The 25963-nt window shown below is 39.4% G+C and carries 21 protein-coding genes; 11 read left to right on the top strand and 10 right to left on the bottom strand.

Features of this window, described 5'->3' with window-relative positions:
- Nucleotides 1–337 precede the first annotated feature (337 nt).
- Complete coding sequence (locus tag ACLIBG_RS05535; protein ID WP_439311758.1) at nt 338–946, bottom strand: superoxide dismutase family protein; 609 nt, start codon at nt 944–946, stop codon at nt 338–340.
- Nucleotides 947–1207: 261 nt separating this feature from the next.
- Between ACLIBG_RS05535 and ACLIBG_RS05530 the strand changes: the two genes are divergently transcribed.
- The 7 genes from ACLIBG_RS05530 to ACLIBG_RS05500 all read left to right on the top strand — a co-directional run bounded on the left by ACLIBG_RS05530 (nt 1208) and on the right by ACLIBG_RS05500 (nt 9733).
- A complete protein-coding gene (locus ACLIBG_RS05530; protein ID WP_439311757.1) occupies nt 1208–1930 on the top strand; it encodes a hypothetical protein in 723 nt (240 codons plus the stop codon).
- Nucleotides 1931–1972: 42 nt separating this feature from the next.
- Nucleotides 1973–2695, top strand: a complete 723-nt coding sequence (locus ACLIBG_RS05525) for a hypothetical protein (RefSeq protein ID WP_439311756.1) — start codon at nt 1973–1975, stop codon at nt 2693–2695.
- Nucleotides 2696–2786: 91 nt separating this feature from the next.
- Entirely contained in the window at nt 2787–3176 is a 390-nt protein-coding gene (locus ACLIBG_RS05520) for a GntR family transcriptional regulator (protein WP_439311755.1), read from the top strand.
- Between the two features lie 99 nt (nt 3177–3275).
- Nucleotides 3276–4142 (top strand): ATP-binding cassette domain-containing protein, encoded by an 867-nt coding sequence (locus ACLIBG_RS05515; RefSeq protein ID WP_439311754.1) that lies wholly within the window; start codon nt 3276–3278, stop codon nt 4140–4142.
- A gap of 99 nt (nt 4143–4241) precedes the next feature.
- Nucleotides 4242–5153: an ABC transporter ATP-binding protein gene (locus ACLIBG_RS05510; protein WP_439311753.1), complete on the top strand. Its 912-nt coding sequence runs from the start codon at nt 4242–4244 to the stop codon at nt 5151–5153.
- Entirely contained in the window at nt 5153–6394 is a 1242-nt protein-coding gene (locus ACLIBG_RS05505) for an ABC transporter permease (protein WP_439311752.1), read from the top strand. Before ACLIBG_RS05510 ends, ACLIBG_RS05505 begins: the two co-directional genes overlap by 1 nt.
- A gap of 297 nt (nt 6395–6691) precedes the next feature.
- Nucleotides 6692–9733, top strand: coding sequence for an efflux RND transporter permease subunit (locus ACLIBG_RS05500; protein WP_439311751.1), 3042 nt, complete (start codon nt 6692–6694; stop codon nt 9731–9733).
- A gap of 357 nt (nt 9734–10090) precedes the next feature.
- Here the strand turns inward: ACLIBG_RS05500 and ACLIBG_RS05495 are convergent, their stop codons facing one another.
- The 5 genes from ACLIBG_RS05495 to ACLIBG_RS05475 all read right to left on the bottom strand — a co-directional run bounded on the left by ACLIBG_RS05495 (nt 10091) and on the right by ACLIBG_RS05475 (nt 15519).
- Nucleotides 10091–10318 (bottom strand): hypothetical protein, encoded by a 228-nt coding sequence (locus ACLIBG_RS05495; protein WP_439311750.1) that lies wholly within the window; start codon nt 10316–10318, stop codon nt 10091–10093.
- Nucleotides 10319–10450: 132 nt separating this feature from the next.
- On the bottom strand, nt 10451–11494 hold the full coding sequence (locus tag ACLIBG_RS05490; RefSeq protein ID WP_439311749.1) for a ribonucleotide-diphosphate reductase subunit beta: 1044 nt from the start codon (nt 11492–11494) through the stop codon (nt 10451–10453).
- Nucleotides 11475–11909 carry a flavodoxin gene (locus ACLIBG_RS05485; protein ID WP_439311748.1) on the bottom strand — a complete coding sequence of 145 codons (435 nt, stop codon included), beginning with the start codon at nt 11907–11909 and terminating at the stop codon, nt 11475–11477. Before ACLIBG_RS05485 ends, ACLIBG_RS05490 begins: the two co-directional genes overlap by 20 nt.
- Nucleotides 11906–14143 carry a ribonucleoside-diphosphate reductase subunit alpha gene (locus tag ACLIBG_RS05480; RefSeq protein ID WP_439311747.1) on the bottom strand — a complete coding sequence of 746 codons (2238 nt, stop codon included), beginning with the start codon at nt 14141–14143 and terminating at the stop codon, nt 11906–11908. The genes ACLIBG_RS05485 and ACLIBG_RS05480 overlap by 4 nt, the downstream gene beginning before the upstream one ends.
- Before the next feature lie 470 nt (nt 14144–14613).
- Nucleotides 14614–15519: a LysR family transcriptional regulator gene (locus ACLIBG_RS05475; protein WP_439311760.1), complete on the bottom strand. Its 906-nt coding sequence runs from the start codon at nt 15517–15519 to the stop codon at nt 14614–14616.
- Nucleotides 15520–15710: 191 nt separating this feature from the next.
- Between ACLIBG_RS05475 and gdhA the strand changes: the two genes are divergently transcribed.
- The 4 genes from gdhA to fdhD all read left to right on the top strand — a co-directional run bounded on the left by gdhA (nt 15711) and on the right by fdhD (nt 21725).
- Nucleotides 15711–17090 (top strand): NADP-specific glutamate dehydrogenase, encoded by a 1380-nt coding sequence (gene gdhA, locus ACLIBG_RS05470; RefSeq protein WP_439311746.1) that lies wholly within the window; start codon nt 15711–15713, stop codon nt 17088–17090.
- 423 nt (nt 17091–17513) lie between these two features.
- Nucleotides 17514–18230 (top strand): SIR2 family NAD-dependent protein deacylase, encoded by a 717-nt coding sequence (locus ACLIBG_RS05465; protein WP_439311745.1) that lies wholly within the window; start codon nt 17514–17516, stop codon nt 18228–18230.
- A 334-nt stretch (nt 18231–18564) separates the two neighbouring features.
- Nucleotides 18565–20916, top strand: coding sequence for an FdhF/YdeP family oxidoreductase (locus ACLIBG_RS05460; protein ID WP_439311744.1), 2352 nt, complete (start codon nt 18565–18567; stop codon nt 20914–20916).
- A 14-nt stretch (nt 20917–20930) separates the two neighbouring features.
- Nucleotides 20931–21725, top strand: a complete 795-nt coding sequence (fdhD, locus tag ACLIBG_RS05455) for a formate dehydrogenase accessory sulfurtransferase FdhD (RefSeq protein ID WP_439311743.1) — start codon at nt 20931–20933, stop codon at nt 21723–21725.
- Nucleotides 21726–21734: 9 nt separating this feature from the next.
- On the opposite strand, the gene ACLIBG_RS05450 is transcribed toward fdhD, so the two are convergent.
- From ACLIBG_RS05450 to ACLIBG_RS05435, 4 genes are all read right to left on the bottom strand, one after another.
- On the bottom strand, nt 21735–21986 hold the full coding sequence (locus tag ACLIBG_RS05450; protein ID WP_439311742.1) for a hypothetical protein: 252 nt from the start codon (nt 21984–21986) through the stop codon (nt 21735–21737).
- Between the two features lie 562 nt (nt 21987–22548).
- Complete coding sequence (asnB, locus tag ACLIBG_RS05445) at nt 22549–24426, bottom strand: asparagine synthase (glutamine-hydrolyzing) (protein WP_439311741.1); 1878 nt, start codon at nt 24424–24426, stop codon at nt 22549–22551.
- A gap of 67 nt (nt 24427–24493) precedes the next feature.
- Nucleotides 24494–25357 (bottom strand): hypothetical protein, encoded by an 864-nt coding sequence (locus tag ACLIBG_RS05440; RefSeq protein WP_439311740.1) that lies wholly within the window; start codon nt 25355–25357, stop codon nt 24494–24496.
- Nucleotides 25344–25892 (bottom strand): RNA polymerase sigma factor, encoded by a 549-nt coding sequence (locus ACLIBG_RS05435; protein WP_439311739.1) that lies wholly within the window; start codon nt 25890–25892, stop codon nt 25344–25346. Before ACLIBG_RS05435 ends, ACLIBG_RS05440 begins: the two co-directional genes overlap by 14 nt.
- Nucleotides 25893–25963 lie beyond the last annotated feature (71 nt).

The raw sequence follows: 25963 nt of genomic DNA, 5'->3' as shown, positions 1-25963 counted from the left end.
CAAAAAATGAAAAAAATTTTAAAGAAGGTGAAAAAACAGAAATAGTACTCACTTTTGAACACTAAAAAAACCACAGAAATGCTTGTCATAAAAGCATTCCTGTGGTTTTTACTGTCAAAGATGAGATTATACATGACTTGATAGACGTTTAACATTATTGTGTTTAGTTATTTTCTTATGTATAGCAGCGAATTATTATTATCTTCCTTGAGGCCCAAACTTCCGAACGTTCATATAAAAACCCCAGGCTTATGCTGGGGCTGATTCTTTCAATTATATGAACTTTATACTGCCGAATAGTAATAGCTACATTTTCGTCATCTTTTGGAAGTGGTTTTTATTTTGGTGGGCTTATGACACCACATGCCACTCGCTCACCTGCATCGCCAGCTGGTTGAGATACGTAATCATCTGCTTTAGAATGAATCACCAATGCGGTGCCTTCATCACTAAATAAAGAGTTTTCCGCTCCCTTTTCCAATGTAACGCGTTCATTGACAACATCCTCAGCGACTGCCCCGCCTTCTTTAACGGTTATATTTGGCATATCACCGGCATGTGGCCCATTTTCATGATCAAACCCATGCTTCTTGTCTGTTGGGTTAAAGTGTCCTCCAGCTGATTTAAAATCCGGCGCCTCGCAGACACCTTTTTCATGAATGTGAAATCCATGCATACCAGGGGTTAAATGATCTGCACGTAATGAAATCTTCACACCTTCACTCTCCTGCTCCAATACTGCCGTCCCGACTGTAGCACCTTCTGTATTCTTCAATTCAACCGTTACTTCTTGTTCACCTTCCCCTTCACTTTCTACATTATTATCTACCTCGACTGCTTCTTCGTCTTCCATTTCTTTTTCGGGGGAAGTGTTATCGTCATTGGCACATGCACTTAAAATGATTATAAAAAATAGAGATAAAAAGAGTATACTAATTTTTTTCAATATATTTCTCTCCTTTCATTGTGTATATTTCCTACCTTCACCATTTACACTTTTCGCCAATTCTAAACATTATTGTCGAATATTTGCAGGTCTTTTTCATTTATTGGTGTACTTGCACTAGCAGTACAAGCATGAGGAAACCGACTACCTTTTTAACACATAAAAAATTTAGGCTGAGATCTCTATTGACAATTTTATATTCAGTCACATATACTGTGTATACAAACATACACACCATATCACCGAAAGGAGATTACTTCTATGAAACAGTGGAAAGAAGCGATTTGGTTGGCGACATTGGAATTAAAAACTTCTCCCTTAAATTATTTGTTTGCTTTATGTATAACCGGGTTACTTGGCCTGTTTTTTATTACAAGTTTTTCATCTTATATTGAGAATAATTACGTAGGTTTTGATTTATTTTTTATGTTATTATTTAGCATCCTTTCTTCCTGGTTTCGGGGTAAAGATTATCAATATCAAAAAGTAAGTGGCTCTATTTGGGCATCCCCAACGTATATTATGCAAACAACGTTGCCGATCCCGCTAGATACGCTCGCGAAAAGCCGATTAATATTTCATTTTTTGCTATCATTCCCTTTACAAGTGCTGATATTGAGCTCGGCATACATGCTGACACCTGCGTTACAATCATTTTTATCAGCATTTGAGTACATTGCTTTTGCAATCATTTGGCTTTCTTTCGGTGTTTATGCCGGGTATATAATGCCGGCTGGAGATGCAGGAGATAAATTGAAGAATCGGGACATCGTTATTGGCTTTGTCGGTATCTTAGTCGGATTAACCGTTCTTTTTACCTTTTTCCATCTTTTACTCGGGTATGGGGTTGTCTATTGGACAATGAAAATGGCACAGAATTCGCCTTTCCTTTCTATTATTATTTCGACTTTAATAGCTGGCATTGGATTTAATTATTGGACAAAAACGCTAAAAAAACGGACGAAAAGAATGGATTATTTATAACAAGATACATTTTTTATTCTTTCGAAAAGGAAGTGGAAGCTAATGGATAATTGGAAGCAGGCTTTTTGGCTGGCGAAATATGAATTCAGACATTCACCGTTAACGCTATTCGTCTTAATCGGCATACTGTTAACCGCACTCCTTTTAGTGGTGCCGACCATACCGGATTATATCCGAAATGCGGAGATGGGTATAGATTTGTTTTTCATTTTGTTTTTTATGGTCGCTTCGCAGTGGGCAAGACCGAAAATATTTAGAGAACAGAAACTTGGCAATGGGCGGTATGCATCTTATTTTCTTATCGCGTTAAATCAGTTGCCAGTTCCAAAAGAAGTTGTTGTAAAGTATCGATATTTAACATACATCATTATTTCCGTTCCGATTCAAATCTTGTTTCTTACCATCTTATATATTTTGACACCTGCATTACAAACAGAGCTGAGCATTGGAACATATGCCGTTTTTTCTATCATATGGATATGTTTCGGTGTTTATTTAGGCTGTCAGCAATTGGTTGCTGAAGCAGGGGCAAACCTTTTTTTCAACATTATTATAACTTTATTTTTGCTTGGGCCTATTATAATTACTTTATTTATTATCCTGTTTTACAAATGGTATTCAAACGGGTTCGTCAATTGGACAATGTTTATTGCTGAAGATTACCCGCTTCTATCTATAATTGTCTCTTTGCTGCTCACCGCTTTTGGAGCTATGTTTTGGATGAAGCGAATGAAAAGGAAGATGGGAAAAACCGATTATTTATAAGGCCCCCCTTCATCTTAGTAAACCCTTGATTGATTAAAAATTCGATAGACGTCATTATTGATAAATCGTTTATGAAGGAGGCGAACGAAGCGTGCAATTGCCCATTCAGCTATCCAAAGATTCACGGGAGCCGATCTACCATCAAATTGAACAGCAAATAAAAACATTGATTGCCAGCGGTCAACTGCAGGCAGGAACGCCTTTACCATCCATTCGCGTTCTCTCCAAAGACTTAGAAATCAGTGTGATTACGACCCGACGAGTCTATCAAAATCTTGAAAACAATGGATTTATTAAAACGGTTCAAGGCAAGGGAACATTTGTCTCGAAAGTGGAAGATGCATTAAAAAAGGAAGTTAAAATAACATCTGTTCAACAAGCATTTGAACAAGCTATTGATATCGCGCTGCATTACAACTATACCGACAAACAAATGAAAGCAATTTTCCACGACGTGTTAAGTCACAAAAGGAGTAAGTAACTTAACAGACATCTGGCAAATCAAAACTGGAAATCACCAAAACGCGGATACGCTCGCTTTATTCTTATTTTGCCAGCTTAAAGAAAGGGGAAGACAACAATGCAAACCTTGGTAGAGTTACGAAATATACAGAAAAAAATGGATGATTTTGAACTTGGACCGATCGACTTCACCATCGAACCCGGCACGATTACTGCGCTCGTGGGAAACAACGGGTCAGGAAAAAGCACATTGCTAAAATTAATGATGCACCTCGTAAAGCCTGATAAAGGAACTATTGAATTGTTCCATAAGCGAGTTGGCGGAGAGGATGAAAGTTGGAAAAAGCATGTCGCTTACCAAGCCCAGACTCCTATTGGATATAACGCTTTTAACGGGGAGGCATTGCGAGATCTCGTTTCCCGATGGTACCCAAATTGGGACGATGCTTTATTCATGTCGATCACGAACCAACTGGATGTGTCTCTAAAAAAACGATTCGGTAAAATGTCTCAAGGTGCTCAGCAAAAACTTACACTCGCTTTAACGATCGCCAGTAATACGAACTTGTTAATTTTAGATGAGCCAACCTCTTTCCTTGATATCCCGTCGAAGAGATTGTTGTTTAATCTCCTTGTCAGCTGGATGGAACAAGATACTGAGCGATCGATTATCTTGGCAAGCCATCAGTCTGAAGACATAAAGAAGCTTGCTGACTATATTACGGTTGTTAATAAAGGAAAGATGCACGATACATTTGAAAAAGAAACATTAACCGAAAATTACCAGCGTTATTGGTTCAAGGAGGAACTGCCATTTGCCACCGTCCCCGGAGAGATCAATCGAGAGGATAACACGATCGTTACGAATAGGCCAAGCGAGGCAGAGGTGTTTTTTAATAAAAATAATTTTTCGTGGATGAACAGAGCAGCTGTTGATCTAGATGACGTGATTACGATGATTTTGACGCATGAGGCTAAACGTTGAAAGATGTTTAAGAATCTGTTTTTTTCTGCCACTTTTGTTTCATATACGAAAGACGGTGCTGTTTATTCAATATTCGATAGTAAAGAAGGAGCATAACCAATGGAAACAATGTTAACTGTAAAAGGTTTAGTGAAATATTTTCAAAGTAAAAAAGTGCTTGACGATATATCATTTAATGTAAAAAGAGGAGAAATCATGGCTATTTTAGGACCAAATGGTGCGGGTAAGTCGACAACAATCCGTAACATTATGGGCATCATGCACCCTGACGAAGGTACGGTTACTTTTCAACATAGCAATAAAATTCCAAGGGAAAAGATTGGCTATTTACCGGAGGAACGTGGTCTTTATAAAAACGTTAAAGTAATGGATATATTATTATACTTAGCAGATTTAAAAAATTATCCGGTCAAAAAAGCAAAAGAACGCGCACTAAGTTATTTGGAGAAGTTTGATCTAGCTGGCAAGGAAAATGTAGCTGTTGAAGAGCTTTCAAAAGGAATGGGACAAAAAGTACAGTTTATTGCTTCCATCATCCATGAGCCAGATTTACTCATTTTAGATGAACCTTTTTCAGGCCTTGATCCTGTTAGTCAAGAGATTTTTAAAAAAGAGATACGAAGTCTTGCCGACAATGGGACTGCCATACTATTATCCTCCCACCAAATGAATCTAGTTGAAGAAATGTGTGACCGATTATTTATGATCAATCGTGGCGAAAGGGTTATTTACGGGGCGATGGATGAAGTAAAAAAAGCTTATGCGAATTTCAAATGCACGATATACGGAGAAAATAGCCATACATTGCTTGAACAACTACCTGAAGTCGAAAAAGTGAAACAATCCGAAGATACATCTGTACTATACTTAACAAAAGGCGTTTCCATTGCTCGCTGGTTAAAGCATATACCCGAAGAGCTTAACATTCATGAGCTATCCATTGACCGGGTATCTCTTCATGAAATTTTTATAGATATTGCTACAGATCAAGTCAAAGTAGGTGAACAATGATGCGTAATACCCTTAAAGTTGCTAAATGGGAAGTCAAGCGTAACATGAAAAATAAATCATTTATTATCGGTCTCTTTATTACACCTATTATTTTCCTGCTTTTTTTCTTTGTCCCTAGTTTCTTTAGTGATGACGCTGAATCTGAACCGGTTGACGTTTTTGTCAATGATGAAATTCATGTCTTCGAAGACCTGTCCTCCATTGTGCTTGAAAACGACTTTATAAACTGGACGCTTCATGAAGCTGATATGGATGAAGATGCAATGATTGAACAATTGCGTACAACTGAAAACACTGCTTTTATTTCTTTAACTGACTCTGCTTTAAACAGTGGAAGTATCCCAGTATATACAAGTGAAGAAATCGGTGAAAACTTTATGAATCAAGTCACACTTCTCGAAGAACCACTTCGGCAATTGCAGTTAAAACAACAAGGTTTTACCGATACAGAGCTCGAAAAAATTATGAAAAAAGTTACATTTGAGTCAATCACCCTAGAAGATACGAGTGGTCCACAGAACCCTCCTTCTTCAGAGTTAGCGGGAGACGATGATCCAATGGAACGCCTTATTCCAGGTGCATTTGCCGGTATTATTCTATTTTCCATCGTCATTTCAGGAATGATGATTTTTCAAAGTGCGTCACAGGAAAAGAAAGATAAGCTTGCTGAAATCATTTTATCATCGCTAACACCTAATGAATTAATGCAAGGAAAAATCATCGGTTATTTTGTGTTGGGAATTGTACAGGTTTTCGTATGGCTAGGGATTGCTGTCCCTGTCGCTGCCTGGAAATTTGAGATTCCGATTCTTGATTATTTATTTGTACCTGAATTAATCATTTTATTAGTAATCTCTATGCTTGGCTATTTACTTTTTGCATCCCTTTTCGTAGGGATCGGAGCAACAATAGAAGATGTTTCCACATCAGGAAATTTCCAAGGTATAGTATTGATGCTACCGTTTTTACCATTCTTGTTTGTCGGCCCGATTTTAAGTGATCCGAATGGACTGATCGCCAAAATAACCTCTTATATTCCGATTACATCACCGGCTGTACTCATCGTGCGTCTCTCTATTCTAGATGAATGGCCATGGCTAGAAATAGCAATAGCAGGATCAGTTTTAATTATCAGTGTCTGGTTGTTTATGAAACTTGCAGGAAAGATATTTAAGACAGGTATTTTGTTGTATGGAAAGAACGCAACACCAAGAGAAATATGGAAATGGTTGTGGACGTAAGTATTTACGAGTTCCTAAACTAGGAGCTCTTTTTTTATTTAATTATCGATTCTCCAATGCATCTATAAAAAATAAAAATAAAACTTAGAGGTATTTATCTATTCATTTTCACTTAACTAAGCCTTAAGACGTATAAAAAATAACTCTTTAGCTCATTACCTTACTATGTGATTAAGGGTAAAGTTTAAATAGATACATAAAAATACTATTGACAAAATGGCGCAATACATCTATGGTTAATTACATTAGTAACTAACCAAACAACATTTTGTGCTTTAAAAAGGAGTGTTTGAATTCATGCTAGATTTTTTATTAAGAAGAAAGTTGATTGTAGGACTATTTGTTGCTTTTATATTTATTTTTGGGTTTTATGGCTTTACAAAGCTTGATAAGGAGCTTTTTCCGCCTATTTCCTTTGACCAAGCGATTGTGATGATTGAAACAGAGGAAATGCCTGCTGCGGATGTGGAACAATTAATTACTAAACCGATTGAGCAATCAATGGATGGAGTGAAAGGCGTCGAAAGCTATCATTCTTCTTCAACGATCGGCAACAGTACGTTTTACATCGACATGGAAAAAGGCAAGGGCGCTAACATAACGAAAGAGGTAGAAACGGCAATCCAAGACTTGCGAAATGATCTTCATGGAATAGAGGACATTTTTGTTTCCCAAGTGTCCACTGATCAGCCGTATGAATTTGTTATGGATATTTCTGGTGACAGCATGGAAGAAGTGACAGCGCTGGCGACACAGGTCATTCAACCCCGATTAGAAGCATTGCCTGAAGTAAGAGAAGCTTTTTTAGCCGGTTTAGAAGAAAAGGAAATTATCATTGAATTAAACGCTGATAAATTGGAAGACTTCGGTATTCAACAAGAAGAAGTTATGCACGCCATCGGCCAGGAGAATACGAATGAAACAATTGGTGAGTTAACGGATAAAAAGAATCAAACTACTATTCGTTGGGATACAACGTTTGCGGATGTAGAAGATATAAAAAACATTACCATTCTAAGCAGTGATGGAATAAATAAATTATCAGATCTAGCAACAGTAAAAGAAAAAATTAGCGAACAAAATCAAATTGCATGGAAAAATGGAGAATCCGATTTTATCCTTTTACAAATTGGGCGGGTGAATGATGTAACCCAAATCGAAATGGCCGATGCGGTCCGAGATGAAGTAAAAGAAATAAAAGAAGAAGGCTTGCCCGGTAACATAAAAATAGAAGAGATTGCGGCACAGGCCGATTATGTTGACAATGCGATTGACGGTGTAGCAGATAATATCATTATTGGAGCTATAATTGCTATCGTTGTATTAATGTTATTTTTACGAAATATAAGAGCCATATTTATCGTCAGCCTTTCGATTCCTGCTTCAATCTTGCTTACCGTACTCGTCATGAGCCTATTGGATTATAGTTTAAATTTGGCCAGTTTAATTGGGCTTGGACTAGGTATTGGAATGATGGTTGATGCTTCCATTGTTGTGCTTGAATCGATTTATAAGAAAAAGGAGCAAGGGCTAAATAACAAAGAGGCAGTCATTACCGGGACAAAGGAAGTAGCAACGGCCGTTATTGCTTCCATGCTAACAACGATTGTCGTCTTTTTACCTATTGGCATCCTTGATGACGACATCGGAAAAATGGTATTTATTTTAGCAATCGTCATTACCATTACGCTTCTCAGTTCAGTGCTTGTTTCATTCACTTGGATTCCAGTGTTGTCTGAAAACTTTTTGAAAGTAAAGAAACACAAAGGAAAAAAGAAAAAAGGAATCATCCATCGCTATGGCAGCACACTTACATGGTTAGCAAAGAAAAAGCGACGTCGATTTGGTATTATCGGCCTGTTTATCGTCCTGTTTATAAGTTCTTTCCTCCTCCTAGCTAAGGTGCCAATGACGATTATGCCTGATATTCTCAATCGTTACGCGGAAGTTATCGTGGAATTTGAGCCGGGGACAACTCCATCAGAACGTGCAGCAGTCGCTGAAAAAGTAAATGAACAATTGGAAACGATTCAAGATGTTGATCGTAACGTCATTATTGATAATGTGGAATTACTCGTATCGCTAATTAACATGACACCGGAAGAGGAAAAAACGAGAGAACAAAAGGACATTAACGATGAAGTTATGCGTAAGATCCGTGATTTACAAGACGATTATCCGATAGCCAATGTCATGTCTTCCGTCGATGGCTCAACGGACTTCCCGGTTCAAGTGACGATTAGCGGCGAAAGTTTTCAACAACTAGATAACATTGCAAATAATTTTTCAAAGCAAATAGAACAAGTGGATGGCATTGTCTCCACAAAAGTGGAAGGTAATAAAGTCATTGATGAATTTGTTTTTGAAATCAACGAACAGAAATTAAAAGAAGATGAATTATCACTGAGCTATATTCATCAGCAAATCAAACCTTTATTTACAAACATGCCAGTAGGTGAGCTTATAACGGATGGGAACACAACTCCTATTTTCATAAAAAATGATATTGCGATTAAGAAGAAAAAGGACTTACTGAAACAAAAAATATCAACACCGACCGGAAAAGAAACATTAGATACTTATGTTGATCTCGTTAAAAAAGCGGCACCAACACAGATTGACCGCCAAGACGGCGAACGTTATATGCAGATTACAGCCGATTTTGAAGGAAGAGACATGGGAGCAATCAACCGCGATATACAAAAAGTCATACAGGATTTTGATGTGGAAAGCGGATATCAACTTGCTGTAAGTGGTGATTTGGAACAGCAGCAAGAAGTAGCACAAGACATGATCGTCATCTTTCTAGTCTCCCTATTTCTCGTATTCGTCGTCATGGCGATCCAGTTTAATAGTTTAAAACACCCATTGATTATTTTATCCATTATCCCGTTAACGGTTACCGGCGTCATCATCGGCCTATTTATAACACAAAAAGAACTAAACGTTATGTCAGGAATTGGTATCGTGATGCTCGTAGGAATTGTCTTAAATAACGGTATTTTGCTTATTGATCGAATCAAGCAATTCAGAAATCAAGGAGTCGCACTGAATGACTCTGTTATAGAAGCTGGAAAAGACCGTATCCGTCCAATATTTATGACAACTTTAACAACTGTTGGCGGAATGATCCCATTAACTTTTGCAACAGGCGCTTCAAGCGGATATCAGTCTCCACTTGCAGTTGTCATTATATCTGGTTTGTTATTTGCAACGTTGATAACATTATTCTTAATTCCTGCAGTTTATTTGTTATTTGAAGATATTGGCAGAGGGTTTAAGCGGATGTTTCGGAGGAAGAAACGAGTGGCTGTTGGGAAGCAGGAGAAAATTTCTTAATGAGGAGTGCGTGGAGGAACTTGCGTGACCTTCGCATGTCATTTTGTCGGTCTTCAGGCACGCGGGGCGCTCTTGCGTAACCGTAAACATGTATTTCTCGACTTTTCGGGCACGCTGGATACTCTTGTGTTACCGTAAACATGCTTTTCTTGACTTTTCGGACACGCTGGACGATCTTGCGTTGCCGCACACATGCTTTTCTTGACTTTTCGGACACGTTGGACGATCTTGCGTTGCCGCACACATGCATTATTCACGATTTGGGGAACGCGGGATATGTTATAAATGCTACATGCGAACTGCTTTCTGTCAATTTGACTTTAGGCAGTTCACATGTATACCAACTTTTTATAACAATTAATTTATTAATTTCATCATCTGTTCATTCCGCTTGGTCTTTTCCGCTTCAGATGCCAGATCATACTTTTTAAGCAAGTGGAACAGTTCATTCAAGCTTTGTTGATCCTGCTCACCATTTAAAAATTTTTTGCATTCTTGATAGATATCATCCGGAAGGTGGTCTTGTTGATCTGCAAGCTTTTGCTTAACATCCTCAACAGAATGATCAATATTACAAGAACTCACTTTCATCCCCCCAATCATTTATTTTTAGTTTAACATACAAATATGAATGTGATTGTACCAAACTTGGATACTGACCGTTACAAAGCCCAGCACCTTTATTTCTAATGGTACCGGGCTTTTTAAATCCCCAACTTACAAATCATCAAATCCGTTCAAGTCACTCGTTTTCGTATATTGTCTTGATTTTTGTTCAAAGAAATCGGTTTTTGTTCCATCAAAATTATCAACGTAGGCGCGGATCCATTTCATTGGATTTTCCACATGCTCTGGGTAAATTTCATTTAAGCCCATCATACGAAGCATTTTATTCGCCCGGTATTTGACGTAGCCAGCCATTTCTTCTAGATCAATTCCTTCTACTTCTGCCAACACATAGGATGACCACTCAATTTCGAGATCAACCGATGTCTGAAAGCTGTCATATACCCAATCAATTAGTTCAGAAGAGTTGTATTCTGGATTTTCCGCCAATGTGGCACGAAATAACTCAGAAATAAAGCGTCCATGTTCAAGCTCATCCCGGTTAATATAGCTAACCATTGTTGAGGTACCGACCATTTTATTATGGCGAGCAAGATTATAGAAAAATGCAAATCCAGAATAGAAGAACATTCCTTCCAACAGGGCAGTATATACCATTGTTTTTAAAATGTTTTCAATCGTCGGTTCTTCAACAAATGCATTGTATTGCTCGGTGATATATTGATTTCGTTTCAATAAAATCGGATCGGTTCTACCAAGATTAAATGATTCATTTTGTTCACCTAACGAAACAACGGAGGACAACACATAGGAATAACTTTCATTGTGCACTGCTTCCTGCTGCGCGATGACTGCCATAATCGACTGAACGGAAGCATCTGTTGCATATAAGGATAGCAATAACGCCGTTCGGGTCTGCGGTGCATCAAGTGTTGATAGCAAGCCAATAATTTTCAGATATGCATCCTGCTCTTCTTGTGTCAGGTTCGGAAATTGCTTCACATCGCTTGCCATACTCACTTCATCAGCTTGCCAGTAATTTCCAATTAACCGTTTATACATTTTGTACCAATGCGGATATGCAATATCGTTCCAATTTAAAATACCGCTCGACTTCCCTCCGAATAAGGCCGTCGATTTATTTGGATTACGTGGTTCTAGTGTTTTCGCTCTCTCAAGCAAGACTTTTGACATCGTGCAAAACTCCTTCCAGCCAATGATCAATCTTTTGTTCCTGATAACCTCGTGGCGATTGTTCAACTTTAAGCGGTTCCCACTTGCTATGGTAAAAAGCCGCTAATTTTTCCGCTGCTTTACAAAACAAGGTATCACCACCAAATTGGGTATCACCTGTTCCAAAAACAGCAACATTTTCCGGTTTGTAGCCGACTTCCCGAACGAAGTCTTTTACTTCATCCGGGGTGGCTCCTTCCTCCCACGTAAACGTGCCAAGGAAAAGATAATCATATCGGGAAACTTCCACATGCGGATCCATTCCAATCTCGTGCTTGTCAACATGAAGTCCGTCATTCATTAATTTGTCCCCAATAAACTCCGCTACTTCTTCTGTGTTTCCACTATAAGACAAATACGCGATTAAAACATTCAACTTTCACACCACTCACATTCTTCGATATCACTTGATGTCGAACGTACATAATACGTTGTTTTCAGACCTTCACGCCATGCTTGCAAATGCAAATCAAGAAGGACAGATGCCCGGATCGTATTTGGAACATAAAAATTAAACGAAATACTTTGATCAACATGCTTTTGTCTAGCTGCATTCTGTCTTACCGACCATCTTTGGTCGACGATATACGCCGAACGACGATAGATGTTATACGTACGATGATCGAGATCTGGTGCTGTCGTCGGGATTTTGAAGTCTTTCTTTTCTTCATTGTAAAACGCTTGGAATATCGGATCGATACTCGCTGTCGAGCCGGCAATCATGGACGTTGATGAATTTGGAGCAACAGCCATTAAATAGCCGTTACGCATTCCATTTTCCGCGACCTCTTCTTTCAACGCCGTCCACGTTTCATCTGTATAGCCTTTATTTTCAAAGTAGGTGCCTGTTTGCCATTTACTTCCTTCGAATGCCGGGTAACTTCCCTTTTCCTTACTTAGTTCCATACTGTTTTTAATCGTTAAATATGCAATTTTTTCGTACAACTCATCCGCATAGTTTACTGCTTCATCCGATTCCCATTCAATGTTCTTACGTGCCAACAAATGATGCCAACCGAACGTACCCAAACCAACGGCTCTATATTTCTGATTCGTTAATTGTGTTTGCTTTATTGGCAGCGTGTTAATTTCAATCACATTATCCAACATGCGCACTTGAATTTTTATTAGCCGCTCCAAAACATTATCAGGCACTGCCTTCCCAAGATTTATCGAACTTAAGTTGCAGACAACAAAGTCACCGGTTTTATATTTTTTGACGATCGTATTATCGTTTTCGACATATTCTTCAATAAATTGTGTCGGTGATTGGTTCTGCGTAATTTCCGTACATAAATTGGAGCAATAAATCATACCTGTATGTTCGTTATTATTTGTTCGGTTTACTTCATCCCGGTAAAACATAAACGGTGTTCCTGATTCAAGCTGTGACTTCAAGATACGCTTCATAATAGCAATGGCAGAGACTTTCTTTTTGGAAAGCAACTCTGACTGAACACATTCTTCATACTTGTTGCGCCATGTTCCTGAACCTTTTTTCTCATCATAGAAGTCTTCCAGTGAATATCCCATTACTTCACGAACTTCATGCGGATCAAATAAATACCAATCACCACGCTTATCAACTTGTTCCATGAAGTAATCCGGCAAACTCACACCAAGGAACACATCGTGTGCGCGCATCCGCTCATCCCCGTTGTTCAGCTTAAGATCAAGGAAGGATTCAATATCCATATGCCAAATGTCAAGGTAGACAGCGATTGCCCCTTTTCGTGTGCCGAGTTGGTCCACATTAACCGCTGTATTGTTTAACTGCCTGATCCAAGGTACAACGCCGCTTGACATGCCTTTGTAGCCTTTAATCGCACTTCCTCTTGCTCTAATCTTCCCCATATATACGCCAATGCCGCCACCATTTTTTGATAGTTTTGCGATGTCAGTATTGCTGTCGTAAATAGACTGTAAGCTATCATCAACAGTATCAATAAAACAACTGGACAATTGTCCATGGGTTTTACCGGCATTTGTCATCGTTGGAGTAGCAACGGTCATATATAAATTGCTTAGTGCCCAATATGCTTCCGTCACGAGCTCGGTCCGTTTTTCTTTTGACTCATCTTGCATTAAGTACATTGCAATCATCATCCAACGTTCCTGCGGCAATTCAAACGTATTTTTATCATGATCAGTTGCTAGATAGCGTGTTGCAAACGTATATAACCCGAGGTAATCAAATAAATAGTCACGTTCCGCCTTAATTTCATGAGCAAATAAATCGATTTCTTCTTTTGTATATTTCTTTAAAATACGATTGGAATAAACGCCTTTATTAGTCAATGTCTCGATTAGTTTGTAAAAATCGCCATATTTCTCTGAAGGTTCATAGCCTCTGTTTTTCGCCGCGTCTTCATAGAGCCCGTGCAAATAGATGCGACTAGCAACATATGTCCAGGCAGGATTGGATTCATCGATATTTTCCAGTGCATTTTTCACAAGAGTTTCTACTACTTTTTCGTTAGATGCATTTTCCGGTATGGTACGATGAGCCTTGTCAATATATTGATCTGTATCAAGTCCCAATCCTTTTACCGCTTTTTCAATTAGTGCATCAATTTCGGTCGCCTGATTTTCTTCTACTTTTATAACCATGATAAAACCTCCTGGATTAAACTATTTTGATGTATCTCCATTTTTATTAAAATGCTTTAAAAAACGATAGAATAGGTGTCTATCAACCTTCCATCGATTTCCTTTCTCTTTTTCCCTCTATAAATATATGTATAACCAATGGCGAAGTTTGACGACGTTTGCTATAATATAAGCTGTTATTTATTGATTATTTCGATGTCCGCCTGGTAGGAAAATCGGAGTAAAATTCCGAAATGCATATTTTGACTTATTATGTAGAAAACACCCTCCATTACCACATGTAGTGTTTTCGCCCTATCAATCTATCAAGATATTGTATATACAGCCTAGCATAGTTAGTAAACATTGGCAACAAAATTCATATTGAAAATGAATGAAAAAAACACCTGACTCTTCCAAAAGCTTTTACCCCAACGTTAAAGCTTATCAGAAAATCAGATGCTCCTATTTGTATCGAATCTTGTCATCGATTAATATTGAAATTCTTCTAACCGCAAAAAGAAATCCTTTAAAAATTCATAAAATAACTTTTCGGTCGGCAACAACTGCCGCTCGGAAGGGATAATGACTCCGACCGTTCTGCTAATGCTTGGTTCAACGACAGCTTTTTTCACTGTTGCCCGCGGCAGACAATCGACCAATGTAATTTCCGGCACAAGTGAAATACCTAACCCCGCCGAAACCAATCCTTTAATAGCATCAATATCTTCTCCTTCAAAAGAAACAGTCGGCTGAAACCCGAGCTGCTGGCAACCATTTATAATAATGTCTCGTAATACAAAACCTTCTGGAAAGAGCACAAAAGAATCATGCCGCAAGTCATTTAAATAAAGTGCTGGAGCCGTAGCCTTTGGATGGTTCATCGGTAGCAAAGCAACAATATCTTCCGTAAACAAAATGGTTCCTTGCAATTTCTTCTCGTTTGCAGGTACGGGCCCAAGCAGTGCCATATTAACGCTTCCCTTTACCACGGCTTCCTTTAATTCGCTGTAAGACCCCTGATGCAGTTCGAACTTCACGTCTGGGTATTGTTCACGAAATGCTGAAATTGCTGTCGGCAATATGTATGTAGCCATACTCGTCGGAAAACCAATATGAATTGTCCCTCTTTCAGGATCGGTATATTCTTCCACTACTTGTGTCGCATCATCAATAACATGAATTGCTTGCTCCATATGATCGAGAAAAATCCGTCCAATCGGCGTCAGTTTGACCGTCCTTCCTTCCCGAATGAACAAATCGACGCCAAGCTCTGCTTCCAAATTAAATATTTGCCTGCTGACCGCTGACTGTGCAACATGTAAGGCATGTGCAGCATCTGTCACGTGTTCTCTTTTCGCCACTTCAATAAAATATTTGATCTGCCTTAACTCCACTTTCATCACCTCATTCCTCTCATTATCTCATATCGGCATCAATAATATCTATTATTTGTATTGCATAGATTGTTTTTCTTATGTAAAATTTACATTACACTGGTCGTTCACTTGAATGAATAAACATTCTATTTAACAGCCATTCTATGTGAATAAGCGAACGTACATAATTTGAAAGGAGGCTGCAGCCATTGCCGACAAAGACGAAGAAAAATCATACTGAACAAGAAAAGGTAGAAAAATATTTAGATTATATCCTCACCATCGTAAAGCGGCGTAACCCTCATGAAAAGGAATTTCTTCAGGCAGTTAAGATGTTTTTACACTCTCTCACTTCTGTATTTATAAAGAACCCAAAATATATGGAACACAACATATTGGAACGAATGGTCGAACCAGAGAGAGTGATCACGTTTCAAGTGCCTTGGGTTGATGACCACGGTAAGATGCAAGTTAACCGAGGATACCGTGTCCAATTCAACAGCGCCATCGGACCTTACAAAGGCGGATTGCGTTTCCACCCGTCCGTCAGTACGAGCATTGTTAAATTTCTCGGATTTGAACAGATTTTCAAAAACTCCCTAACCGGGCAGCCGATCGGCGGAGGTAAAGGCGGCGCTGACTTTAACCCTAAAGGAAAATCAAACAATGAAATCATGCGGTTTTGTCAAAGTTTTATGACCGAACTAGCAAAATATATTGGCCCAGATATTGATATTCCTGCCGGTGATATTGGTGTGGGAAAACGAGAATTAGGCTATTTGTTTGGACAATACAAACGAATCAGCGGTCAATACCATGCTGGTGTGTTAACCGGAAAAGGACTGTCCTACGGTGGAAGCTTGGGAAGAACGGAAGCAACCGGGTACGGAACAATCTATTTTGTGGACGAAATGCTCAAAGATGCCGACCTTTCATTGGAGGACAGCACTGTTGTTGTATCCGGATCGGGGAACGTATCCATTTATGCAATGGAAAAAGCAATCAGCTTAGGGGCGAACGTCGTTGCGTGCAGTGATTCCGATGGGTATATTTATGATGAAAATGGCATAAATGTTGAAACCGTAAAAAAAGTAAAGGAACAAAACAGTGATCGAATCCATGCTTACTTAAAAGAACATCAGGACGCAAAGTACTTTTCAGACTGCTCCGGCATTTGGTCAATTCCATGTGATGTGGCACTTCCATGTGCAACTCAAAACGAAATTGATCGTGTGGAGGCGAACCAACTTCTTGTCAATGGTGTAAAGGCTGTTGCAGAAGGAGCAAATATGCCATGTACGTCCGAGGCGATTCGTGTTTTTCAAACCCATGATATTTTATTTGCCCCGGCAAAAGCGGTAAATGCCGGCGGAGTAGCCGCATCAGCGCTGGAAATGGCACAAAACAGTTCACGCATATCTTGGTCCTTTGAAGAAGTTGATACAATGCTTCAAGAAATAATGAAGAACATTTACACAAACTGTGTTCAAGCAGCTGAAAACTACAACCATTCCGGAAATTTAGTCATTGGCGCAGACATCGCCGGCTTTACAAAAGTAGCAGACACAATGATCGAGCACGGGGCTTAATTAAGAAAAGCGCAAGCGCCCTGGTCAGCCCCGACAAGCTTAAGCAAGAAATCGTAGTGGCGATTTTTGCCACGAAGAGTTATTGCTTAAGACCTCGAGGGGATGGGCGCTTAAGCTAGACAGCTATGCGCCACATTTTATCCTTTTCTATCTTGAAAATAAAAACCCCGTACTCCAGTCACAATCACCTTCATTACAATGACCTTAAATCTTTCTTTTACAAAACTTGCAAGTGACGATTTGCAAGTTTTTTTGGATTACTTGTTGTCACTCCACAAACTGAATTTTTAAAAACCTTTATGCATTAAACCACTTTCAAATTCTGTTAAAAACTCTATCTTTTGTAAGCCTTTCGCTAATCTTGAAAAATCCATATTCCAGCAATGAAATGATATACTAAATAAAAAGGAGCGTGTAAATATCGTGCAGACATTGTTGAATTTACTTACTTCATCTTCTCACACCGTCGTTTATACAGGGGCAGGGATGTCCACGGAAAGCGGGTTACCTGATTTTCGTTCCAAAGACCGTGGACTATGGAAAAAATTCAATCCGAACGAACTCGCTAACGTTCAGGCATTGCTCCACAATAAACAAGAATTTGCGGATTTCTACCGTTACCGTCTATCCGAAATTAATAAATATAAGCCACATGAAGGCCATATGATATTAGGTAGCTGGGAAAAAAATGGCCTTGTTAAAGGAATTATTACACAAAACGTCGATGGCTTTCACCATGATGCAGGAAATGAAAATGTCATGGAACTTCATGGATCGTTTCGTTCGCTTCATTGCCACGATTGTGGGAATCAAACTGGTCGTGAATCTTTTTTAGATGGCAATTATACATGTGCATGTGGCGGAACTATTCGACCAGGCATTGTCCTATTCGGAGAATCCTTACCACAGGATGTATTTAGTAAAGCAGAGGAACAAACGTTAAAGGCTGATTTGTTTATCGTACTTGGATCTTCACTTTCCGTCTCTCCAGCAAACATGTTCCCACTGCTAGCAAAAGAAAACGGAGCAAAACTCGTCATTGTTAACCGTGAGCCAACAGAACTCGATGCGTATGCAGACCACTTAATTGGTGATCAAAATATAAGAGAACTTTTACAAACCATTAATGGACATCTTTAATTTGACCCGAATTGAAAAATACAAAAATTTCAAAACGTTTATTGGAGATACAGTTCAATTCCTGATATGATTTACTTAAGAATAATAGCGTTTTAAGAAACGTGCAAGCGCTCTCGCAGGCTAAAAGCGCAACATCCTGGGACTGCGCGCGAATGCTCATCCCACCGAAGACATTTGCACTAGCACCTGTTGAACGTAGAAGTTAGCCAGCTATGCACACAATTTTATACTTTATAACCTATTCAAAAAAACAGTTGTTCATTCTAAAATAAATGCAATTGATGATTTTTTCTATAAACACCTTGAAAAAGAACGGATTGGAGGAAGATTAACTTTGGGGAAGACAAAACATACCGGCCCAATTAAATTAGCTAAAAGGCCGGATCCTAGTCTTTGGGCAAGTAAAATCCCATTTGGACTTGGGAAAATTAAGCCGCATCATATTCGCGATACGATGAAAGTCGCTTGGGAAAATCGCGATAATTTACCATACGCCACCCGCATCATTACAAAAGGCGTATGCGACGGATGTGCACTCGGTGTGCAAGGGTTAAAAGACCAGACATTAACTGGCCCTCATATATGTACAACCAGATTGAATGTGCTGCGTTTAAACACGATGCCGGCAATGAGTGAAGATTTCATCCACGCCGATATTGATGAATTACGAAAAATGAGCAGTGCAGAACTGCGCACACTGGGACGTATTCCGTATCCTCTCATCCGCAAGCCCGGTGAAAATAGATTCAGCCGGATTTCCTGGGACGATGCTCTGGATAAAATAGCCGCTAAAATGAAGGCGCTTGATCCGAAGCAATACGCTTTTTACTTGACCGCCCGGGGAATAACGAATGAGTCTTATTATGTTGCCGGCAAAGTTGCGCGTTTTCTAGGTACGAACAATATTGACAATGCATCACGCATTTGCCATTCCCCGTCCAAAACAGCGCTTTCCCGTTCCGTTGGAATTGGAGCATCCAGTTGTAATTACAAAGACTGGATTGGTACAGATGTGCTTGTATTTTGGGGATCAGTTGCCGCGAACAACCAGCCGGTTTCTACAAAATATATGTATGCCGCTAAACGAAAAGGAACAAAAATTATTATTATTAACCCATATCATGAGCCTGCGATGGATAACTATTGGATCCCTTCCGTTGCCGAATCGGCTTTGTTTGGAACGAAAATTGCCGATGATGTATACCAAGTAAATATTGGCGGGGACATCGCCTTCATGCATGGAATTATGAAGCATTGGTTTGTTATGGAAGAAGCACAATATGGATCAGCCATTGATCATGCATTTGTTCAAGAACATGTGAATGGATATGAAGATTTAAAAGCCCAAGTTGCTAAATACAATTGGGAACAGCTCGAAAAGTCTTCTGGATTGAATAGAGAACGCATGATAGAATTAGCGGAACTGCTCGCCAAATCGAAGTCTGCCGTTTTTGTCTGGTCGATGGGACTTACGATGCACCGCTTTGCAACAGATAATATCTCACAAGTTGCTAATCTCGCTTTGCTTCGTGGGTTTTTAGGCAGGGAACACTGTGGCCTTATGCCGATTCGTGGCCATTCAGGTGTCCAAGGGTCCGGCGAAATGGGAGCTGATCCATTTTCACTTCCAGGTGGTGCAATGAACGAAAAGAACCGTAAGCGTGTTGAAGAAACGTGGGGATTTGATATACCCGAATGGCAAGGCGACATTGTCGGTGTCACGCTGGAAAACAGTTTACTGCCGGATAACCATGAACGAAAATTGGAGCTTTATTATATGTCAGGAGGCAATTTCCTAGAAACGATGCCCGATCCTGACTTTGTTAAAAAATGCCTTGAAAACGTCGATATCCGGGTCCATCAGGATATTATATTCAATACATCCACTTTTGCAGATGCAAAAGAAGCAGTCATTGTTTTACCGGCAATGACGAGATATGAACAACCTGGAGGAGGTACATCGACTTCGACGGAACGGATGGTTTATTTTTCACCGGAAATAAAAGGGCCGCGGATTGAGGAAGCCCGTTCCGAATGGGAAATTTATCTTGATCTAGCTAAACGGATTAAGCCGGAGGAGAGCCATCTCATCGACTTCAAAGATGCTTATGCTATACGGGACGAAATCGCTGCCGCTGCCCCCAATTATGATGGCATCCAGCATTTAAAACAGAGCGGGGACGTCTTTCAATGGGGCGGTGCCTGGCTCTGTGAAGGGGGAAAATGTCCGACCCCGGACGGTAAAGGAAACTTAATTCCCGCCGAACTACCTGAGCTTCGCAAGCCAGAAGGACACTTTTATGTAACGACGAGACGAGGTAAACAATTCAACTCGATGATCTATGATAAAAAAGATCCATTCAATAACGCCGATCGTTATGACGTATTAATGAACAAGGACGATGGTGCAGCGCATAATATACAAGAAGGAGATGCCATTGTCGTCTACAATCAATACGGAACATTTAACGGCCGAGCGAAATTTGTACCGGTGAAATCAGGCAATATTGAACTCCATTTCCCGGAAGGCAATGCCATTATCCCTATGGGTGTTTATGAACAATTTGCCGGTATCCCGGAATATCAAGCAGCAGTTATCGTCGAGAAAGCCGAAACCTATTATGCGCAAAAAGATAAAAAGTATGTCGAAAAACGTATTGAAGAGCTGGAAATGGAAACGAGCTAAAAGGATGGTTAATCATGACAGAGCACGTGCATGTTGACTGGAAAACCATTCAAATAAATGATGGAAAACTCACTTCTTTCAACGATCAAGTTGCAACCGAGTATCCACTCACTATATTTCTAAATGGGAATGAGTTTGCCACGATCGTTTGTACACCGATTCATTTACGAGATCTTATTGTCGGATTTCTTGCGTCTGAGGGGATGATCCGCCAAGCTGACGAAATAAAGGATCTTACCATCGATCATGATCGCGGTTTTGCGTATGTAATGCTTAATAAATCACTTGACGATTACGAGCATGATCACTCGAAACGATTTATTGGTTCCTGCTGCGGAAAAAGCCGGCAGTTTTATTTCAAAAGTGATGTAAAGACAGCGAAAACCATCACAACGAAAACGAGCATAACTGCCGGCCAATGCCTAGCTTTAATACAGTCAATGCAGGATAATTCCGGGCATTTCCAAGAAACGGGCGGGGTGCACAATGCCGCCTTATGTACCCGTGATCGTTTAATCACGATTCGCACCGATATCGGCAGGCATAATGCGCTAGATAAAGTGTATGGACACATTTTGGAAAATCGGGTTCCACTGCGCGATAAAGTTATCGTTTTCAGCGGGCGGATTTCATCAGAAGCATTATTAAAAGTAGCGAAAATCGGCGTTGGAATTGTCATTTCAAAATCAGCACCAACAGACCTTGCTTTAAAATTAGCGGATGATCTTGGCATTACCGCTGTTGGTTTTGTACGAAATGATAAAATGAACATTTATACACACCCGCACCGTATAGAGGAGACAAATTAATACAACGTTTTACGTATACCCCTTCTTTCCCGCTTTTAGGACTGACGAAGGGGTATTTTCATCTTTATAAAAGCTCGTCATAAAGATATATCCGAATATAATTTGAAATATATACATTGCTGACGACACGCCGATCATTGCCTGATTAAAATACGGACTGGGAATCGTTAAAAACGATAACGGTCCGAAATAGACAATAAATGGGTAATATGCCAAAAGGAACGCTGGCAGCGCCAACACTAATAACTTGCCAATGTTCATCCGCCACTTCCCCGTTTTTCTTCGTTCATAAAATAGATGAATGATACCGAGCATACACCCAACAAGTGGGTAAATTATTATTATGAAAGTCATTTTTAGCGAATAACGAAATGTTTCACTTGCATATTGATCCAATCTGTAGTCTGCAAGAATGATAATAATTAGGATTGTGAATAAGAGAATGGCGTACAATCCATAACCTTTTATGTTTTTAAATGTGATATTACCACCCCATCCGTTATTTTTAAATTGACAAGAAAAGCGGAAGCGTCCTGGTAATCCCCGACAAGCTTAAGCAAGAACTCGTAGTGGCGGTTTTTGCCACGGAGAGTTATCGCTTAAGACCTCGAGGGGATGGGCGCTTAAGCTAGACAGATATGCGCAAAAATTTATGCTTTCTTACCTTTTAAAAAAAGTATAGGTATTCGAAAAACAAATTGAAAGAATGATAGGAATGAAGCGACTGCAACAGTGAATGGGCAATCCCCTTATCCAATCAATTCCTCCTTCCATTAATTTTAGCATAGGCGCTTATATATTTAAACCGAATCTTCCGAACATTTTACACGATCTTTTCCATCACTGTATGAAAATCATGACTATTTTCCACAAATTGTTCATGCCATAGCATAAATATGAGAACCGTCCATATCTTCCTTGAGTAATCGCCTTTACTTACTGCATGCAGTTCCAACAATTGCAGAACATAACCTTTGTCAATGATATCATCGGTATTGCTGTCGTCTATTAATTGTTTCGCCCATGGGTACAATTCTTCTTTTAACCAGTGTTTAATCGGTACTGGAAAGCCTAGTTTTTCTCGGTATAATACCGTATCCGGCACTATTCCTTGAAAAGCTTCTCTTAAAATTGCTTTTGTCGATTTGGCGGTTATTTTTTCAGATACGGGGATCTTGCTTGCCACATCAAACACGTCTTTATCCATGAAAGGCAGGCGTAGTTCAATTGCATTGGCTTTTGACATTTTCTCTGCCTTCAGTAAAATATCTCCCGGCAACCATGTATTAAGATCAATTGATTGCATCTGCGTAACCAAATCTTTATTTTGGACACGTTTGTAAATCTCTCTAGTCATTGTTTGATACGGATACTTTTCACAATATCCAAGCAACACTTTCTTTTTTTCTTCCTCTTCAAAAATTTTCGCATTGCCGATATATCGTTCTTTTAACGGTGTCGTTCCCCGTTCCAAAAAACTTTTCCCTTTCACTCCTTCCGGTAATACAATTGCCAATTGAGCTAGTGCTCTATGCATCGGATCGGGAACATAATTAAATAACTTCAAGGATCTAGGTTCTCTATAAATCTGATATCCACCAAATAATTCATCTGCCCCTTCGCCGGAGAAAACGGTATTCACATATTTTTTCGCCTCACGCGCTGCTATAAACAACGGAATTGCAGCAGGATCTGCTAAAGGATCTCCCAATGCCGACACCACTTGCGGCAATACGTGGACAAATTCATCCGGCGTGATAATACGAGATATATTTTCCAACCCAAGCTGCTCTGCTGTTTCTCTTGCTTTCTCTACTTCCGAATAACTTTCTTCGGCAAACCCGACGGAAAAGGTCTTTATGTGTGGACATATCTCTTTTGCCACTGTGGCAATAATAGCCGAATCAATTCCTCCGGATAAGAACGTCCCCACTGTTCCTCCAGCCGGCATTTGCCGACGAATCGATTCAACGATAACTTCTCTCGTACGCTGGGCCATCTGCTTTTTATGTGCCGTAACCGGACGGAACCGCGGTTCAAAATATTGGTGAGTGCATACAGGCTCCCACATACTCTTGACAAAGTAATGACCAGGCCTTAATTTGTATACACCTTCTGTTAATGTAAATGGTTCTGGTACATATTGATAAGAAAAATAATGCTGTAAGGCCTCTTTATCTATATCGTTATCATAACTGTTGAATAATACGCTCTTTTTATCGGTGGCAACAATCATTTCCGCTTCACTGTCCAAATAGTATAACGGCTTAATGCCGAATGGGTCTCTTGCCCCGTACAGCTTGTTTTCTATGCAGTCCCATATAACAATGGAAAAAAATCCATTCAATTCGGAAAATGTGGCTGTCCCTTTTGCAAGGAATAGAGCAGCAACAATTGCTAACGTATCATTTCTCTTTATTGTAGAGTCTTTATTTTCAATTTGCCTTTGTAAGGTATCCGCATTAAATATTTTTCCTGCAAACATCATACAATAACGTCCTTGCCCGAATATATATGGTTGAGCACTGTATTCATGAACGATACCTTTATACCCAAACGCTGCATTTTTATGATAAAAAAACATTTCTTCATCATGGAAATTACTTGTCGTTAGAGCCTTTGTCCTCTTTACTATTTCATCCTGATGCTCCGTACCGAAACATAAATTGTCATGTAGTAGAACAGTTAAAAAGTCACTCATCCTTTCACACCTTTCGCATTTTCATAAATTGTGAACCCACCCAACTTAAATGGGTTGAGCCCGCACATCATTCAATGACCTCAAAGCTTCCCAACATGGAATCAAACCGTACACCATGACCCTCTTGCGCTACAACAAAGATTTTTTGTGTAATGACAAAAACTTTGCCGTTTTGATTTGCCACGTAGTAACGATGGACTGGCGTATCCCAATGTCTAGCTGTGATGCCATTTTCGTCTGTATAAGGTTCGCCTAGCGATGTCAGCATTGTTCCTTCTATTGGTGTCGTTACTTCTTCTTCTTTATATAGCTCCATTTTTTCGTCTGCTATTTCTTTTTTTATCGCTGCTACTGTTTCTTCCACTGTACGTTCTTCCTGTCTAATTTCCATGGAGACTTCGGGAGCTTCATCACCAAGAGGGGCTTTAGGTACAATGGCGTCACTCTTTTCGCCTTTCTCGAATTTATACCTGGATGTATCAACGTAAATGATGTAACGCAAATCATCGTTAGTTTTCAACTCTGTATGAATAACTTCTTTCATCCCTTCAAGTTCTATTTCCATCTCTTTTTCCTTCACGAAATTTTCCTTTTCTATTTGAAAGTCTTCTTCATTATCTGTTTCCGGCTCCATATCTTTTTCATCTTCTATTTCCGGTTTCATGTCTTTATCTTCTACAAATATATCTCTAACTGTGTGCATAATCGACTGACCCGGTGAAGTTACTGATCCAAACCATACTACTGCTATAACAACCGCCATAAATGTTGCAGCGGCAATCCTCCATGTCTTTCGTTTTACTTGAATGTTTTGTTCCGAAAACAATTTATTTTCAATTCGGTTCCATGTAACATCTTTTCGTTCGGTAGCGGGGTCCGTTTCCTTTTTAAAAATTTTCTTCATTTCCCGATCCAACTTATTCTTTTGCATTGTTCCCACCTCCAATGACTGCCTTAAACTTGAGTCGGGCCTTATAAAGTCGTGATTTTACCGTATTAACATTCAACTCCAACAATGTCGCTATATCCTGTTCGGTAAATCCATTCATATATTTAAGTACTAAAACCGTTCGGTGTGTTTCGCTAAGTTTGCTTAATACACCTTGAACATCTTCATGAAGTTTCTCCTTATTGTTCGTTGCTTTTTCATTGAAGTAATCCAGTAATTCCTCACTTTCCATTGCCATCGCCTGCTTATTTTGTTTTTTCATATAACGCCGGCTTTCATTAAGTAAAATTTTATAAAACCAAGGCTTGAAAGGCTGATCTATTTTAAAGGTACCGATATTACGGTAAACTTTTATGAATGTCTCCTGGACGATATCGGCTGCGTGGTTCTGATTTCGTGTTATCGCATATGCCGTTCTAAGCGCATAGTCGGCATAGGCGTTGTAAAGCTTGCGGAATGCTTGTTGATCTCCCTTTTTTATTTTCTTTAGCCATTTTCTTTCCGAGTCGAACAACATGCCCAGCCTCCTTTGAACAACGATCTATATAATATACCTTATAAAACGTTAAAAAGTTTTCATAATCAATA

This window comes from Virgibacillus sp. W0181 (genome assembly GCF_051846915.1).
In the GTDB taxonomy this organism is placed as follows: domain Bacteria; phylum Bacillota; class Bacilli; order Bacillales; family Amphibacillaceae; genus JBPYCR01.
The sequence above is the reverse complement of the archived record's forward strand: the minus strand, read 5'-3'. Positions and strand labels throughout refer to the sequence as shown.